Origin of the sequence: Microvirga terricola (genome assembly GCF_011777495.1) — a bacterium.
Taxonomy (GTDB): Bacteria; Pseudomonadota; Alphaproteobacteria; order Rhizobiales; family Beijerinckiaceae; genus Microvirga; species Microvirga terricola.
Genome location: NZ_JAATJS010000010.1, coordinates 1 through 16,857, shown reverse-complemented (window position 1 = coordinate 16,857; position 16,857 = coordinate 1). Strand labels below are relative to the sequence as shown.

General features: G+C 62.1%; 14 protein-coding genes and 1 tRNA gene. All 15 read left to right on the top strand.

The window, feature by feature from the left end:
* A partial coding sequence (locus HB375_RS17845; protein WP_483466624.1) for an EF-Tu C-terminal domain-related protein occupies positions 1 to 247 on the top strand: 247 nt, incomplete at its 5' end.
* A gap of 42 nt (positions 248 to 289) precedes the next feature.
* Positions 290 to 366: transfer RNA gene (locus HB375_RS17840), tRNA-Trp, on the top strand.
* A gap of 161 nt (positions 367 to 527) precedes the next feature.
* A complete protein-coding gene (gene secE, locus HB375_RS17835) occupies positions 528 to 728 on the top strand; it encodes a preprotein translocase subunit SecE (protein ID WP_167674456.1) in 201 nt (66 codons plus the stop codon).
* A gap of 12 nt (positions 729 to 740) precedes the next feature.
* Positions 741 to 1,274, top strand: coding sequence for a transcription termination/antitermination protein NusG (nusG, locus tag HB375_RS17830; RefSeq protein ID WP_167674455.1), 534 nt, complete (start codon positions 741 to 743; stop codon positions 1,272 to 1,274).
* Positions 1,275 to 1,487: 213 nt separating this feature from the next.
* A complete protein-coding gene (gene rplK, locus HB375_RS17825) occupies positions 1,488 to 1,916 on the top strand; it encodes a 50S ribosomal protein L11 (RefSeq protein WP_167674454.1) in 429 nt (142 codons plus the stop codon).
* A 10-nt stretch (positions 1,917 to 1,926) separates the two neighbouring features.
* Positions 1,927 to 2,628: a 50S ribosomal protein L1 gene (rplA, locus tag HB375_RS17820; protein WP_167674453.1), complete on the top strand. Its 702-nt coding sequence runs from the start codon at positions 1,927 to 1,929 to the stop codon at positions 2,626 to 2,628.
* A gap of 114 nt (positions 2,629 to 2,742) precedes the next feature.
* A complete protein-coding gene (locus HB375_RS17815; protein ID WP_167674452.1) occupies positions 2,743 to 2,904 on the top strand; it encodes a hypothetical protein in 162 nt (53 codons plus the stop codon).
* Positions 2,905 to 3,434: 530 nt separating this feature from the next.
* Positions 3,435 to 3,953 (top strand): 50S ribosomal protein L10, encoded by a 519-nt coding sequence (rplJ, locus tag HB375_RS17810; protein ID WP_167674451.1) that lies wholly within the window; start codon positions 3,435 to 3,437, stop codon positions 3,951 to 3,953.
* A gap of 54 nt (positions 3,954 to 4,007) precedes the next feature.
* Complete coding sequence (rplL, locus tag HB375_RS17805; protein WP_167674450.1) at positions 4,008 to 4,388, top strand: 50S ribosomal protein L7/L12; 381 nt, start codon at positions 4,008 to 4,010, stop codon at positions 4,386 to 4,388.
* 252 nt (positions 4,389 to 4,640) lie between these two features.
* Complete coding sequence (gene rpoB / locus HB375_RS17800; protein ID WP_167674449.1) at positions 4,641 to 8,771, top strand: DNA-directed RNA polymerase subunit beta; 4,131 nt, start codon at positions 4,641 to 4,643, stop codon at positions 8,769 to 8,771.
* Between the two features lie 120 nt (positions 8,772 to 8,891).
* Positions 8,892 to 13,067 (top strand): DNA-directed RNA polymerase subunit beta', encoded by a 4,176-nt coding sequence (gene rpoC, locus HB375_RS17795; RefSeq protein WP_167674448.1) that lies wholly within the window; start codon positions 8,892 to 8,894, stop codon positions 13,065 to 13,067.
* Between the two features lie 524 nt (positions 13,068 to 13,591).
* Positions 13,592 to 13,963: a 30S ribosomal protein S12 gene (gene rpsL / locus HB375_RS17790; RefSeq protein WP_109596495.1), complete on the top strand. Its 372-nt coding sequence runs from the start codon at positions 13,592 to 13,594 to the stop codon at positions 13,961 to 13,963.
* Between the two features lie 35 nt (positions 13,964 to 13,998).
* Entirely contained in the window at positions 13,999 to 14,469 is a 471-nt protein-coding gene (gene rpsG / locus HB375_RS17785) for a 30S ribosomal protein S7 (protein WP_167674447.1), read from the top strand.
* Between the two features lie 19 nt (positions 14,470 to 14,488).
* Positions 14,489 to 16,564 carry an elongation factor G gene (gene fusA / locus HB375_RS17780; RefSeq protein WP_167674446.1) on the top strand — a complete coding sequence of 692 codons (2,076 nt, stop codon included), beginning with the start codon at positions 14,489 to 14,491 and terminating at the stop codon, positions 16,562 to 16,564.
* Between the two features lie 44 nt (positions 16,565 to 16,608).
* Positions 16,609 to 16,857: GTP-binding protein (locus HB375_RS17775; RefSeq protein ID WP_246728389.1), on the top strand; the 249-nt coding region annotated here is incomplete at its 3' end.

Here is a 16,857-nt window from a genome sequence, read left to right as displayed (position 1 = left end):
CAAGGAAGAGGGCGGTCGTCATACGCCGTTCTTCACGAACTACCGTCCGCAGTTCTACTTCCGCACTACGGACGTGACGGGCGTGGTGACGCTGCCGGAAGGAACCGAGATGGTGATGCCTGGCGACAACATCGCCATGGAAGTTCAGCTGATCGTTCCGATCGCCATGGAAGAGAAGCTCCGCTTCGCTATCCGTGAAGGCGGCCGCACCGTCGGCGCCGGCGTCGTCGCAGCAGTTATGGATTAATCCAATCCAGGTGGCGGTCCGCCGCCACCTGTCGACCACCGGAGGAGTGTAGCTCAATCGGCTAGAGCACCGGTCTCCAAAACCGGGGGTTGGGGGTTCGAGTCCCTCCACTCCTGCCAGTGGATCGACAAAGGGGGCGTTTTGCGTTACACAGCGCCCCACTGATGGTTTAAACAGGTGGCGCGAGACCCGTGAAGCGGTTTCGCGCCCCTTCAATTTGGGCCCACACGCCCTTGAGAGGACGTTTGCAGCCGGCTTCCGGCAGAGCGGACGTAGGTAAATGGCGAAGACGAACCCGTTTGACTTCATACAGCAGGTCCGCTCGGAAGCCGCGAAGGTGACCTGGCCGACCCGCAAGGAGACCATGATCACGACCGCGATGGTTTTCGTGATGGTCGTGGTTGCGAGCGTGTTCTTCCTTCTGGCTGATCAGGCGATCGGCTGGGGAGTGCACTCGCTCATCCTCGGGCTTGGCGGTTAAGAGGTGGATGCGATGACGAAGCGTTGGTACATCGTCCACGCTTATTCGAATTTCGAGAACAAGGTCGCCCAGTCCATCAAGGATCAGGCGGCCCAGCGCGGGCTTGAAGACAAGTTCGACGAGGTCATGGTGCCGACCGAGAAGGTCGTCGAGGTGCGTCGCGGCCGTAAGGTCGACACCGAGCGCAAGTTCTTCCCCGGCTACGTGCTGGTGAAGTGCGACCTCACTGACGAGGTCTACCACCTCATCAAGAACACGCCGAAGGTCACCGGCTTCCTGGGCGCCGACAAGGCCAAGCCCGTTCCGATCCCGGACCGCGAGGCCGAGCGCATCAAGGGTCAGGTGGCGGAGGGCGTCGATCATCCGAAGCCGTCCGTCAGCTTCGAGGTCGGCGAGCAGGTCCGCGTGTCGGACGGCCCGTTCGCGTCGTTCAACGGCGTCGTCGAGGAAGTCGACGAGGCCCGCGCCCGCCTCAAGGTCGCCGTGTCCATCTTCGGACGCGCTACGCCGGTCGAGCTGGAATACGCTCAGGTCGAGAAGATCTGATTTTCGGCCTCTTCGGACGCCGCGTGGCGGGCCGGGGAGGCGGCTTTTAAGAATTCTAGGCCGGGTCACCCGGTCGAGAGTGGCTTCTTTTAGAAGCCTTCATCCGCGGGAGGTCTGCCCGGTCGCCAGCCGGGGGCATCGGACCGCACCGCGATCTGCAATCTCCATTTCGTCCGGTAGGCTCCGGGCGGATGGACCATTAGGAGCAGTCCTATGGCAAAGAAAATTGCGGGCTACGTTAAGCTTCAAGTGCCCGCCGGCGCGGCCAACCCGTCGCCCCCGATCGGTCCGGCGCTGGGTCAGCGCGGCCTGAACATCATGGAATTCTGCAAGGCCTTCAACGCGAAGACCGCGCAGATGGAGAAGGGCACGCCGATTCCGGTGATCATCACCGCGTATCAGGATCGTTCCTTCACCTTCGAAATGAAGCAGCCCCCGGTCTCGTTCTTCCTCAAGAAGGCGGCGAAGATCGACAAGGGTTCGCAGACCCCCGGTAAGGGCAACAAGGTCGGCAAGGTGACCATGGCCCAGATCCGTGAGATCGCCGAGAAGAAGATGGTCGATCTCAACTGCGACACCGTTGAATCCGCCATGGCCATGATCGAGGGCTCCGCGCGCTCGATGGGCATGGAAGTGGCGTAAGGAGGGCACGATGGCTGTGAATGAAGGTAAGCGCATCCGCTCTGCCCGCGAGGGCATCGAAGCCACCAAGCTCTACGCGATCCAGGACGCGGTGAAGCTCGTCAAGGAGCGCGCCAAGGCCAAGTTCGACGAGACCGTCGAGATCTCGATGAACCTCGGCGTTGATCCCCGCCACGCTGACCAGATGGTCCGCGGCGTCTGCAACCTGCCGCATGGCTCGGGCCGCACGGTCCGCGTTGCGGTGTTCGCCCGCGGCGCCAAGGCTGACGAAGCCAAGGCCGCCGGCGCCGATGTTGTCGGCGCTGAGGACCTGTTCGAGATCGTCAACGGCGGCAAGATCGACTTCGACCGCTGCATTGCGACCCCGGACATGATGCCGCTGGTCGGTCGTCTCGGTAAGGTGCTCGGCCCGCGCGGCATGATGCCGAACCCGAAGGTCGGCACCGTCACCATGGACGTGAAGGGCGCTGTCGCCGCCGCCAAGGGCGGCGCGGTCGAGTTCCGCGTCGAGAAGGCTGGTATCGTCCACGCCGGTATCGGCAAGGCCTCGTTCGACGCGACCAAGCTGGTCGAGAACATCAAGGCTTTCGCTGACGCCGTCTCCAAGGCGAAGCCCACCGGCGCCAAGGGCACCTACATCCAGCGCGTCGCCGTCTCATCGACGATGGGCCCGGGCGTGAAGGTCGATCCGTCGTCGGTTCTGGCTGGCTAAGGCGAACTGCACTGAATTGATGGGGCCCGGCGTGCAAACGCCGGGCCTTTTCCTTTGTCTTCTTGACATTGGGCCTCTGAGGGATGACATCTGGCGTTGTAAGGATGTTGCGAAATGAATTCTTTGATTTCTTCCGTCACTTCCATTGCTTCTCTGGCTGAACTCGGCGAGACGATCAGCAACACCGGACAGGCCGTGGCAGCGCTGGTCGCAATTGCCGCGATCGTAATCGGGAAGGCGACGATCAGAAGCTTCGTCCGTCGTCGGTCCTGGTGAGCCTTGCCCCAAGGGAAGGCTCCGCCTTGAAAATGCGGAAGCGGGCGCATAAATGTGGCGTTCGGCGCTCATGGGAACCCATGCGGCGTTAATTGCCTCTTGGCATTTCGAGAGAAAAGCCGTAAGAGGGCCATTCTAGATTCTCATACATCGCCGTCCGGCAGGAGCCATTATCTAGAGTGGCGGAGTCGGCGGCAACGAATCCGCCTCGGAGACGAGGCGGTGACAAGCCGGAAGGGCAAAGGGCAACCTTTGACTTTTTCCGGCTATGTCCTGTCCGAGACTGCAGGCGCCGGCTTGTCCGGCTTAATTCGTGAGGGCCTGCATAGACGGGGAAGCCGAGTTTCAAGCTCGCTTAAACGCGGGCAAAGAGTATCGGTTCGAACCATCTCACCCGGTGCGCCTGAAGGGGCGTGATTTGGGGGACAGGGCTTGCGAGAGCGTCGCTTAAGGATGCTCCAGGCGCAAGTCTGGGCCTTTGAGCGACAGGTGCAACCGGCGGATTTTATCCGCCAACCGGAGAGAGCCCAGTGGAAAGAGCAGCAAAACGCGAGCTCGTCTCGACGCTCAACGGCGTGTTTTCGGACACGAGCGTGGTCGTCGTCGCCCACTATGCTGGCCTGACGGTCGCTGACATGCAGAAGCTGCGCGCGCAGATGAAGCAGGTCGGTGCTACCGTGAAGGTCGCAAAAAACAGCCTCGCCAAAATCGCTCTCGAAGGCACGGACGTCGCGTCCATTTCGGGCCTTATGAAAGGTCCGACCCTGATCGCTTATTCGAGCGATCCGGTCGCGGCGCCCAAGGTCGCTGTTGATTTCGCCAAGGCTAACGACAAGCTCGTGATCCTCGGCGGCGCAATGGGAACGACCGCCCTGAACGTGGACGGAGTGAAGGCGCTTGCGACCTTGCCGTCCCTTGATGAACTGCGCGCCAAGCTGGTCGGCCTTATCCAGGCTCCGGCTACCAAGATCGCTCAGCTCTCAACAGCGCCGGCGGCGAAGCTCGCCCGCGTTTTCGGGGCCTATGCCAAGACAGGCGAAGCGGCGTGAGGCCGTCTACCCTCAACCATCAAACTGTTCGAACCGAACTTAAGGACTGATACCATGGCTGATCTTGCCAAGCTTGTTGACGATCTTTCGTCGCTGACCGTTCTTGAAGCCGCTGAGCTCGCGAAGATGCTCGAAGAGAAGTGGGGCGTTTCCGCTGCTGCGGCTGTGGCCGTTGCTGCTGCTCCGGGTGCTGGTGGTGGCGCTGCTGCCGCTGCTGAAGAGCAGACCGAATTCACGGTCGTTCTCGCTTCGGCTGGCGACAAGAAGATCGAAGTCATTAAGGAAGTCCGTGGCATCACCGGCCTCGGCCTCAAGGAAGCTAAGGACCTCGTCGAAGGCGCGCCGAAGACCGTCAAGGAAGGCGCTTCCAAGGACGAAGCCCAGAAGATCAAGGAAACCCTTGAGAAGGTCGGCGCTAAGGTCGAGCTTAAGTAATTTTTCGGCCGTAAGGCCGGAAGGTTATCCCCGGTTTCGGCCGGGGTTTGAAACAAGCGGTCCCAGGCCATTTCGCCTGGGGCCGTTGTGTCGTCCAAGAGGGCGGACTTGCGAAAAGTCATCCTCTCGGCGGCATAGGGGACCGAAAAAGGGTCCGAGTTTGTGGATGCCGGCGGCGGCAGCGCCGGGCGGCTCATCAAGCCTTCTGATGAAGGAAGGCTCGATGAGCCGTATATGAGGAACGAGGTCCAGATGGCCAACACACTGATCGGCCGGAAGCGCATTCGCAAGTTCTTCGGGAAAATCAAAGAAGTGGCGGAGATGCCGAACCTGATCGAGGTTCAAAAGGCATCGTACGACCAGTTCCTGATGGTCGATGAACCTAAGGGTGGCCGGCTGGAAGAGGGATTGCAAGCTGTCTTCAAGTCGGTTTTCCCGATTTCGGACTTTTCGAATACTGCCTTGCTCGAGTTCGTGAAGTACACGTTCGAGCCCCCGAAATACGACGTCGATGAGTGCCGCCAGCGCGGCATGACCTTCTCCGCGCCCCTCAAGGTGACGCTGCGCCTCATCGTGTTCGATGTGGACCCGGACACCGGCGCCCGCTCGGTCAAGGACATCAAGGAGCAGGATGTCTACATGGGCGACATGCCGCTCATGACGGACAACGGCACCTTCATCGTGAACGGCACCGAACGCGTCATCGTCTCGCAGATGCACCGTTCGCCGGGCGTGTTCTTCGATCACGACAAGGGCAAGACCCATTCGTCGGGCAAGCTGCTGTTTGCCGCGCGCATCATTCCGTATCGCGGCTCCTGGCTCGACATCGAGTTCGACGCCAAGGACATCACCTACGCCCGTATCGACCGTAAGCGTAAGCTGCCGGTCACGACCCTGCTTTACGCCCTGGGTCTCAACGGCGAGGAAATCCTCAACACGTTCTACAACCGCGTCGCCTATACGCGCGTCAAGGACGGCTGGACCGTTCCGTTCGATGCCGAGCGCATGAAGGGCTTCAAGGCCACGGTCGACCTCATCGACGCCAAGACCGGCGAAGTCGTGCTCGAGGCTGGCAAGAAGATGACCGCTCGCGCCGCCCGCCAGCTGGCGGAGAAGGGCGTCAAGAACCTGCGCGCCACCGATGAGGATCTCTACGGCCAGTACATCGGCGAAGACCTCGTCAACGCGAAGACCGGTGAAATCTACGCCGAAGCCGGCGACGAGATCACCGACAAGCTGCTGAAGGGCCTGGAAGAGGCCGGTCTCAAGGAGATCCCGGTTCTCGACATCGACCACATCACGGTCGGTCCCTACATCCGCAACACGCTCGCCGTGGACAAGAACTCCTCCCGCGAGGAAGCGCTGTTCGACATCTACCGCGTCATGCGTCCGGGCGAGCCGCCGATCCTCGAGACGGCAGAGAACATGTTCAACTCGCTGTTCTTCGACGCCGAGCGCTACGACCTCTCCGCGGTCGGCCGCGTGAAGATGAACATGCGCCTCGACCTCGACGCAGAGGACACCGTGCGTACGCTTCGCCGCGAGGACATTCTCGCGGTCACGAAGGCGCTCGTGGACCTGCGCGACGGCAAGGGCGAAATCGACGACATCGACCACCTCGGCAACCGCCGTGTGCGTTCGGTCGGCGAGCTCATGGAGAACCAGTATCGCCTGGGCCTCCTGCGCATGGAGCGCGCCATCAAGGAGCGCATGTCGTCGGTCGATATCGACACCGTCATGCCACAGGACCTCATCAACGCGAAGCCGGCGGCTGCCGCCGTGCGCGAGTTCTTTGGCTCGTCGCAGCTGTCGCAGTTCATGGACCAGACCAACCCGCTCTCCGAGGTCACGCACAAGCGCCGTCTCTCGGCGCTTGGCCCGGGCGGTCTGACCCGCGAGCGCGCAGGCTTCGAGGTGCGCGACGTGCACCCGACGCACTACGGCCGTATCTGCCCGATTGAGACGCCGGAAGGCCCGAATATCGGCCTCATCAACTCGCTGGCGACCTTCGCCCGCGTGAACAAGTACGGCTTCATCGAGACCCCGTTCCGCCGCGTTCGCGACGGCCACGTCACGAACGAGGTGGTCTATCTCTCCGCGATGGAAGAGGCGAAGTACAACGTCGCCCAGGCCAATGCCGCCATCGACGGTAAGGGCAAGCTCACGGAAGAACTGGTGATCTGCCGCCGCGCCGGTGAAAACATCGTCGTCGCGCCCGATCGCGTGGACCTGATGGACGTGTCGCCGAAGCAGCTCGTTTCGGTCGCCGCCGCGCTCATCCCGTTCCTTGAGAACGACGACGCGAACCGCGCGCTCATGGGCTCGAACATGCAACGTCAGGCCGTGCCGCTCGTACGCGCCGATGCACCGTTCGTCGGCACCGGCATGGAGGCGATCGTCGCCCGCGATTCCGGCGCCGCGATTGCAGCCCGCCGCGCGGGCATCGTCGACCAGGTGGACGCGACCCGTATCGTTATCCGCGCCACGGAAGAGACCGATCCCACCAGGCCGGCCGTCGACATCTACCGTCTGCAGAAGTTCCAGCGCTCCAACCAGTCGACCTGCATCACGCAGAAGCCGCTGTTGCGCGCCGGCGACGTGGTCCGCAAGGGCGACATCATCGCCGACGGCCCGTCAACGGAGCTCGGCGAATTGGCTCTCGGCCGCAACGTGCTCGTCGCGTTCATGCCGTGGAACGGCTACAACTTCGAAGACTCGATCCTGCTCTCCGAGCGGATCGTGAAGGACGACGTCTTCACCTCGATTCACATCGAGGAATTCGAAGTGATGGCCCGCGACACGAAGCTGGGTCCCGAGGAAATCACGCGCGACATTCCGAACGTCTCGGAAGAGGCGCTGAAGAATCTCGACGAAGCGGGCATCGTCTATATCGGCGCTGAAGTTCATGCAGGCGACATCCTCGTCGGCAAGATCACGCCGAAGGGTGAAAGCCCGATGACACCGGAAGAGAAGCTTCTGCGCGCTATCTTCGGCGAGAAGGCTTCCGACGTTCGCGACACCTCGCTTCGCGTTCCTCCGGGCGTCACCGGCACCATCGTCGAAGTCCGTGTCTTCAACCGTCACGGTGTCGACAAGGACGAGCGCGCCCAGGCCATCGAGCGCGAGGAAATCGAGCGTCTTGCCAAGGACCGCGACGACGAGCAGGCGATCCTCGACCGCAACACCTATGCCCGCCTTGCCGAGATCCTCATCGGCCAGACCGGCGTTGCAGGCCCGAAGGGCTTCAAGAAGGACGCCAAGATCACCCGCGAACTCATCAACGAGTATCCGCGGTCCCAGTGGTGGCAGTTCGCTGTCGACAACGACGCTCGCATGACCGAAATCGAGGCCATGCAGAAGCAGTACGACGAGTCCAAGAAGCGCCTCGAGCAACGCTTCCTCGACAAGGTCGAGAAGCTTCAGCGCGGTGACGAGCTGCCTCCGGGCGTCATGAAGATGGTCAAGGTCTTCGTGGCGGTGAAGCGCAAGATCCAGCCGGGCGACAAGATGGCCGGCCGTCACGGCAACAAGGGTGTCGTGTCGCGCATCGTCCCGATCGAGGACATGCCGTTCCTCGAGGACGGCACCCATGCCGATATCGTGCTCAACCCGCTCGGCGTGCCGAGCCGCATGAACGTCGGTCAGATCCTCGAGACGCACCTTGGTTGGGCTGCTGCCGGCCTCGGCAAGCAGGTCGCCCAGGCCGTCGACGCCTACATGAAGTCGGGCAAGGCCAATGCCCTGCGCGATCAGCTCAAGTCGATCTACGGCAGCATGCCGGAAATCGAGCAGGCGTCGGATGACGAACTCGCCGAGCTCGGCAACAACCTGCGCCGCGGCGTTCCGTTCGCGACCCCCGTCTTCGACGGCGCGAAGGAATCGGACATCGAGGCCATGCTGGAGAAGGCGGGCCTCAACCCGTCCGGTCAGGTCACGCTCTACGACGGCAAGACCGGCGACGCCTTCGACCGCAAGGTCACGGTGGGCTACATCTACATGCTGAAGCTCCACCACCTCGTGGACGACAAGATCCACGCCCGCTCCATCGGCCCCTACAGCCTCGTCACCCAGCAGCCGCTGGGCGGTAAGGCCCAGTTCGGCGGCCAGCGCTTCGGCGAAATGGAGGTGTGGGCGCTCGAAGCTTACGGCGCGGCTTACACCTTGCAGGAAATGCTCACCGTCAAGTCGGACGACGTGGCGGGCCGCACGAAGGTTTACGAAGCCATTGTCCGTGGCGACGACACCTTCGAGTCGGGCATTCCTGAGAGCTTCAACGTTCTCGTGAAGGAAATGCGTTCGCTCGGCCTGAACGTGGAGTTGACCAACTCCAAGAAGGCCGCCAACGAGCCGGAGCAATTGCCTCCGTCCGAGGCAGCCGAGTAAGGCAGCGCCAAAGGCGCTTGGAAGTTTACGATTGGGCCGCGGACCCAGATTAAATCCGCGGCCTCACGCAATTGCCGGTGAGGGTGCTTAAGCAAGCGCCCGTCAGCCCAGGAGACGGCGATGAATCAAGAGGTCATGAATCTTTTCAATCAAACGGCGCAGCCGCAGAGCTTCGATCAGATCAAGATCTCGATCGCGAGCCCTGAGAAGATTCTGTCCTGGTCTTATGGCGAAATCAAAAAGCCCGAGACCATCAACTACCGCACGTTCAAGCCCGAGCGCGACGGCTTGTTCTGTGCGCGAATCTTCGGCCCGATCAAGGATTACGAGTGCTTGTGCGGCAAGTACAAGCGCATGAAGTACAAGGGCGTGATCTGCGAGAAGTGCGGCGTCGAAGTGACGCTCGCGCGCGTCCGTCGCGACCGCATGGGCCACATCGAGCTGGCTGCTCCCGTCGCTCACATCTGGTTCCTGAAGTCGCTGCCGAGCCGCATCGGCCTCCTGCTCGACATGACGCTCAAGGATCTGGAGCGCATCCTCTACTTCGAATCCTACATCGTGGTGGATGCGGGCCTGACCCCGCTCAAGGACCGTCAGCTCCTCTCGGAAGACGAGTATCTCCGCGCTCAGGACGAGTTCGGCGAAGATTCCTTCACGGCCATGATCGGCGCGGAAGCGATCCGTCGCATCCTGCAGGAACTCGATCTGGAGAAGGTCGCGGCCGATACGCGCGAGGAAATCGCGACGACGACCTCTGAGCTGAAGCCGAAGAAGCTCTTGAAGCGCCTCAAGATCATCGAGGCCTTCATCCAGTCCGGCAACAAGCCCGAGTGGATGATCCAGACGGTCGTTCCGGTGATCCCGCCGGATCTGCGTCCGCTCGTCCCCCTCGACGGCGGCCGCTTCGCGACCTCGGACCTCAACGATCTCTATCGCCGCGTCATCAACCGCAACAACCGCTTGAAGCGGCAGATCGAACTGCGCGCGCCGGACATCATCATCCGCAACGAGAAGCGCATGCTTCAGGAGGCGGTTGACGCTCTGTTCGACAACGGCCGCCGCGGCCGCGTCATCACGGGTGCCAACAAGCGTCCGCTGAAGTCGCTCGCCGACATGCTCAAGGGCAAGCAGGGCCGCTTCCGTCAGAACCTGCTCGGCAAGCGCGTCGACTACTCCGGCCGTTCGGTCATCGTGGTGGGTCCGGAGCTGAAGCTCCATCAGTGCGGCCTGCCGAAGAAGATGGCGCTCGAGCTCTTCAAGCCTTTCATCTACGCCAAGCTCGACGCACGCGGCCTGTCCGCCACCGTCAAGCAGGCGAAGAAGCTCGTCGAGAAGGAAAAGCCTGAGGTTTGGGATATCCTGGACGAGGTCATCCGCGAGCATCCGGTTCTCCTGAACCGCGCGCCGACCCTGCACCGTCTCGGCATCCAGGCCTTCGAGCCCACCCTCATCGAAGGCAAGGCGATCCAGCTGCACCCGCTCGTTTGCGCCGCGTTCAACGCGGACTTCGACGGTGACCAGATGGCCGTGCACGTTCCGCTGTCGCTCGAAGCGCAGCTTGAAGCACGCGTGCTGATGATGTCGACCAACAACATCCTGCACCCGGCGAACGGTCAGCCGATCATCGTGCCGTCGCAGGACATCGTTCTGGGCCTCTACTACCTCTCGATCATGTCGGATGGTGAGCCGGGCCAAGGCAAGGCTTTCGCCGATATGGGCGAGATCGAGCACGCCCTGAACGAGAAGGTCATCACGCTCCACTCGAAGATCCGCTATCGCTGGGAAGGCCTCGGCGAAGACGGCAACCCCGTGAGCCGCATCGTCGAGACCACTCCCGGTCGCATCATGCTCTCGCGTCTCGTGCCGCAGAGCCCGAACCTGCCTTACGAGGTCGTGAACAAGCTCATGACCAAGAAGGAGATCTCCAACATGATCGATGCCGTTTACCGGCATTGCGGTCAGAAGGAGTCGGTGATCTTCTGCGACCGGATCATGAAGCTCGGTTTCTACAATGCGTTCCGCGCCGGCATCTCGTTCGGCAAGGACGACATGGTGATCCCGGAGAACAAGTGGTCCATCGTCGAGGAAACCCGCGCGCTCGCGAAGGATTACGAGCAGCAGTACCAGGACGGCCTGATCACCCAGGGCGAGAAGTACAACAAGGTCGTCGACGCCTGGGCGAAGTGCTCGGACCGTCTGGCCGGCGAAATGATGGCCCGCATCTCGTCCGTTCAGAAGGATGAGCACGGTCGCGACAAGCCGGTGAACTCGATCTACATGATGTCGCACTCGGGCGCCCGCGGTTCGCCGGCGCAGATGAAGCAGCTCGCGGCGATGCGCGGCCTCATGGCCAAGCCGTCGGGCGAGATCATCGAGACGCCGATCATCTCGAACTTCAAGGAAGGCCTGGACGTTCTCGAGTACTTCAACTCGACCCACGGTGCCCGTAAGGGCCTGGCCGACACCGCGCTCAAGACCGCGAACTCGGGTTACCTGACCCGCCGTCTCGTGGACGTGGCGCAGGATGCGGTCATCCGCGAGCCGGATTGCGGTACCGAGAAGGGCATCAAGATGCGTGCCATCATCGACGCCGGCCAAGTGGTCGCGTCGCTGGGCTCCCGCATCCTGGGCCGTTCGACCGCCGAGGATCTGGTCAATGCCGAGGGCGAGATCATCGTCGCCAAGGGCACGATGATCGAGGAAGCGCATCTGGAGGCGATCAACGCCGCCGGTATCCAGGAAGTGAAGATCCGTTCGGTGCTCGTCTGCGAGTCCAAGAACGGCGTCTGCGCCACCTGCTACGGCCGCGACCTCGCTCGCGGTACGCCGGTCAATCACGGCGAAGCGGTCGGCGTCATCGCGGCGCAGTCCATCGGCGAGCCGGGCACCCAGCTCACCATGCGTACCTTCCACATCGGTGGTGCGGCGCAGATCGCGGATTCGTCGTTCTTCGAGTCTAGCTTCGAAGGCACGATCGGCTTCCGCAACAAGAACATCGCGCGTAACTCCGATGGCGATCTCATCGTCATGGGTCGCAACGTGGCGGTGGTCATCACCGGTCCGGACGGAGCCGAGCGCGCGGTTCACCGCCTGCAATACGGTTCCCGTCTGAAGGTGGACGAGGGCGACAAGATCAAGCGCGGCCAGCGCATCGCCGAGTGGGACCCCTATACCCGTCCGATCCTCACGGAAATCGACGGTGTGGTGGGCTACGAGGACCTCGTGGACGGCGCGTCGATGATCGAGACCATGGACGAGTCGACCGGCATCGCGAAGCGTATCGTGATCGACTGGCGCGGCTCGGCCCGTACGGCGGACCTGCGTCCGGCGGTCATCATCGAGGGCAAGGGCGGCAAGGTTGCCAAGCTCGCCCGCGGCGGCGACGCGCGCTACCTCCTGCCGGTGGAAGCGATCCTCGCAGCCGATCCGGGCACGAAGCTCAAGGCCGGTGACGTTCTCGCCCGTGTTTCGACGGAGAGCGCCAAGACACGCGACATCACGGGCGGTCTGCCGCGCGTGGCGGAGCTGTTCGAGGCTCGCCGTCCGAAGGATGCGGCCATCATCGCGGAGAAGTCCGGCACGATCCAGTTCGGCCGCGACTACAAGAACAAGCGTCGCCTGACGCTGACTCCGCACGATGGCTCTGAGGCGGTGGAGTACTTGATCCCCAAGGGCAAGCACATCCACCTTCAGGATGGCGACGTGGTGGAACTCGGCGACTTCATCGTCGACGGAAACCCGGCTCCGCACGACATCCTTGCGATTAAGGGCGTCGAGGAGCTGGCTGCCTACCTCGTGAACGAGATCCAGGAGGTCTATCGTCTCCAGGGCGTGCTCATCAACGACAAGCACATCGAGGTGATTGTTCGCCAGATGCTCCAGAAGGTCGAGATCACCGACGGCGGCGATTCCGAGCTCCTGAGCGGCGAGCAGGTCGATCGGCTCGAGTTCGAGGAGATCAACGAGAAGCTCGTGGACGAGAAGAAGAAGCCCGCCGTCGGCGTGCCGGTTCTGCTCGGCATCACGAAGGCCTCACTGCAGACCCGCTCCTTCATCTCGGCGGCGTCCTTCCAGGAGACCACCCGCGTCCTCACCGAGGCGGCGGTCAACGGCAAGGTCGACACGCTCGAAGGCCTCAAGGAGAACGTCATCGTCGGCAGCCTCATCCCGGCCGGCACGGGTGCGCTCAACGCCCAGATCAAGGCCGTCGCAGCCCACCGCGACGAATTGATCCTGCAACAGAAGCGCTCCGAGTCCCAGGCTCAGGTCAGCGAACTGCCCCCGGCTGCGGAATAAGCCGCCGGACGTGACCAAGATTGATAAGGCCGCCCACGGGCGGCCTTATTGCTTTTCAGGGTAGGTGAGGGGGCTCTCGCTCCGTCTGCCCGGCTGCCAGGGCGCTGGATCGGATCGTCATTTACGTTAGGTGATGGGCATCCAGGCGGGACGAAACGACGCTCCGCAAGTGTTTCCGGCGGAGTTCCGGGAAAAGAGTTGACTTTCCGCGACTCGGCAGCTAGAGAAACTGAACTTTCCGGCGGGCCGTAGGTTTTAGCCAGTCGAGGCGCCTAGCTTCGACACGATGCGACCTAAACGCTGCCGAACTCAACCTTGACTGACAAATGTCAGATTTGGGGCATGATCGCGGTTTAATCGCCGTGATCCTCTGCAATCGCACCGCGCCAAGGGCTTATTCGAGCCAATGGCGTGGCTTCGTTTTGTGCAGGTTCAAACGATCTGCCGGGCGTTGCGGTGCGGCGTGAAACCGTTGAAGACACTCAAAGGCCACCGTGGCGGTGGCTGTTGAAAGAGGGCACAGGATGCCAACGATCTCTCAGCTGATCCGCAAGCCGCGGACGGCGCAAAAGAGCCGGAATAAGGTTCCCGCGCTTGAGGCCTGCCCGCAGAAGCGTGGCGTGTGCACGCGCGTTTACACCACGACCCCGAAGAAGCCGAACTCGGCGCTTCGTAAGGTCGCCAAGGTTCGTCTGACCAATGGCTATGAAGTCATCGGTTATATCCCGGGTGAGGGACACAACCTTCAAGAGCACTCCGTGGTCATGATCCGCGGCGGCCGCGTGAAGGACCTTCCGGGCGTCCGCTATCACATCCTCCGCGGTGTCCTCGACACGCAGGGCGTGAAGAATCGTAAGCAGCGTCGTTCGAAGTACGGCGCGAAGCGGCCGAAGTAAGTCGCCAACTTTTTTATTGAGGTCGGAGCCAGCTCATGTCCCGCCGCCATAGTGCCGAAAAGCGTGAGATCATCCCGGACGCTAAGTTCGGCGATATCGTCGTCACGAAGTTCATGAATTCCATCATGTACGACGGCAAGAAGTCCGCTGCCGAGAGCATCGTTTATGGTGCTTTCGACATCATCGAGAGCCGCGCCAAGGCGAACCCGCTCGAGGTGTTCAAGCAGGCGCTGGACAACGTCGCTCCGGCGATCGAAGTCCGCTCCCGCCGCGTCGGCGGTGCGACCTATCAGGTCCCGGTCGAAGTCCGCACTGAGCGCCGTCAGGCCCTGGCGATTCGCTGGATCATCCAGGCTGCCCGCGGCCGCAACGACAAGACCATGGTCGACCGTCTGTCCGCTGAGCTGCTCGACGCTTCCAACAACCGCGGCAACGCGGTGAAGAAGCGCGAAGACACTCACCGTATGGCGGAAGCCAACCGTGCGTTCTCGCACTATCGCTGGTAACGGATTGAGGAGCTGAGCGATGGCCCGCACGCACGCTATTGAGGACTACCGCAACTTCGGCATCATGGCCCACATTGATGCCGGCAAGACCACGACGACCGAGCGTATCCTTTACTATACCGGCAAGTCCCACAAGATCGGCGAAGTGCACGAAGGTGCCGCGACGATGGACTGGATGGAGCAGGAGCAGGAGCGTGGCATCACGATCACCTCGGCGGCGACCACCTGCTTCTGGCGCGACAAGCGCCTGAACATCATCGACACCCCCGGCCACGTCGACTTCACCATCGAAGTCGAGCGTTCGCTGCGCGTGCTCGACGGCGCCGTCTGCGTTCTCGACGGCAACCAGGGCGTTGAGCCCCAGACCGAAACCGTGTGGCGCCAGGCCGACAAGTATGACGTTCCGCGCGTCGTGTTCGTCAACAAGATGGACAAGACCGGCGCCGACTTCTTCAAGTGCGTTGCGGACATCATCAAGCGTGTGGCCGGCAAGCCGGTTTGCCTTCAGATCCCGATCGGCGCGGAAAGCGATTTCCGCGGCATGGTCGATCTGATCAAGATGAAGGCCTATGTCTGGGCCAGCGACGCTCTCGGCGCGGCGTATGACGAGGTCGAGATCCCGGCTGATCTGCAGGATCAGGCTGCCGAATATCGTGCGAAGCTCATCGAGGCTGCGGTCGAGATGGACGACGAGGCGATGGTTGCCTACCTCGAAGGTCAGGAGCCCGACGCGGCAACCCTGCGCCGCCTGATCCGCACGGCCGTTCAGCGCCGCGCGTTCCATCCGGTGCTCTGCGGTTCGGCGTTCAAGAACAAGGGCGTTCAGCCGCTCCTCGATGCGGTTGTCGACTTCCTGCCGTCCCCGGCCGACCGTGAGGCGATCGAGGGTCTTGATTTCAAGACCGAGGAGCCGATCACCCGTAAGCCGGCGGACGAAGAAGCGTTCTCCATGCTTGCCTTCAAGATCATGGACGACCCCTTCGTCGGCACCATCACCTTCTGCCGCGTTTATTCGGGCAAGGTGTCGGCTGGCGAAACGCTGCTGAACTCCTCACGCGACAAGAAAGAGCGCGTCGGCCGCATGCTGCTCATGCATGCGAACAACCGCGAGGATATCAAGGAAGCCTATGCGGGCGACATCGTCGCTCTCGCTGGCCTCAAGGATACCCGCACCGGCGACACGCTCTGCGATCCGGCTAAGGCCGTGATCCTCGAGAAGATGGAGTTCCCTGAGCCCGTCATCGAGATCGCCATCGAGCCGAAGTCGAAGGCTGACCAGGAGAAGCTGGGTCTCGCTCTCGCGAAGCTCGCTGCTGAAGATCCGTCCTTCCGCGTCTCGACCGACCAGGAGTCGGGCCAGACGATCCTGAAGGGCATGGGCGAACTTCACCTCGACATTAAGGTCGACATTCTGCGCCGCACCTACAAGGTCGATGCGAATGTGGGTGCTCCTCAGGTCGCTTATCGTGAGACCATCACGAAGAAGGCCGAGATCGACTACACCCACAAGAAGCAGACCGGTGGTACGGGTCAGTTCGCTCGCGTCAAGATCGTCGTGCAGCCGAACGAGCAGGGCGCTGGTTTCGCTTTCGAATCGAAGATCGTTGGCGGTGCTGTTCCGAAGGAATACATCCCCGGCGTGGAAAAGGGTCTCAACTCGGTCATCGGCGCCGGCGTGATCGCGGGCTTCCCCGTGGTCGATGTCAAGGTCGAACTGATCGACGGCGCGTTCCACGAAGTCGACTCATCGGCGCTCGCCTTCGAAATCGCCTCGCGTGCGGCGCTCCGTGAAGCCCTCCAGAAGGGTTCCTCGGTTCTGCTCGAGCCGGTGATGAAGGTCGAAGTCACGACGCCGGAAGATTACACCGGCTCCGTGATCGGCGACCTGAACTCCCGCCGTGGCCAGATCCAGGGCCAGGACATGCGCGGCAACGCGGTCGTCATCAACGCGATGGTGCCGCTGGCCAACATGTTCGGTTACGTGAACACGCTGCGCGGCATGAGCCAGGGGCGTGCAAGCTACACCATGCAGTTCGACCACTACGAACAAGTGCCGTCGAACGTGGCTGCCGAGGTTCAGGCGAAATACGCCTGAACCCATTGAACAAGAACTGAAGATTTAAAAGAACGGGTGCCACGATGGCGAAGGAAAAATTTGAGCGGACTAAGCCGCACTGCAACATCGGGACGATTGGTCACGTTGACCATGGCAAGACGTCTCTGACGGCGGCGATCACGAAGGTTCTTGCTGAGTCTGGGGGCGCGACGTTTACGGCGTACGACCAGATTGACAAGGCGCCGGAAGAGAAGGCTCGCGGTATCACGATTTCGACGGCGCACGTCGAGTACGAGACGACGAACCGTCACTATGCGCACGTGGACTGCCCT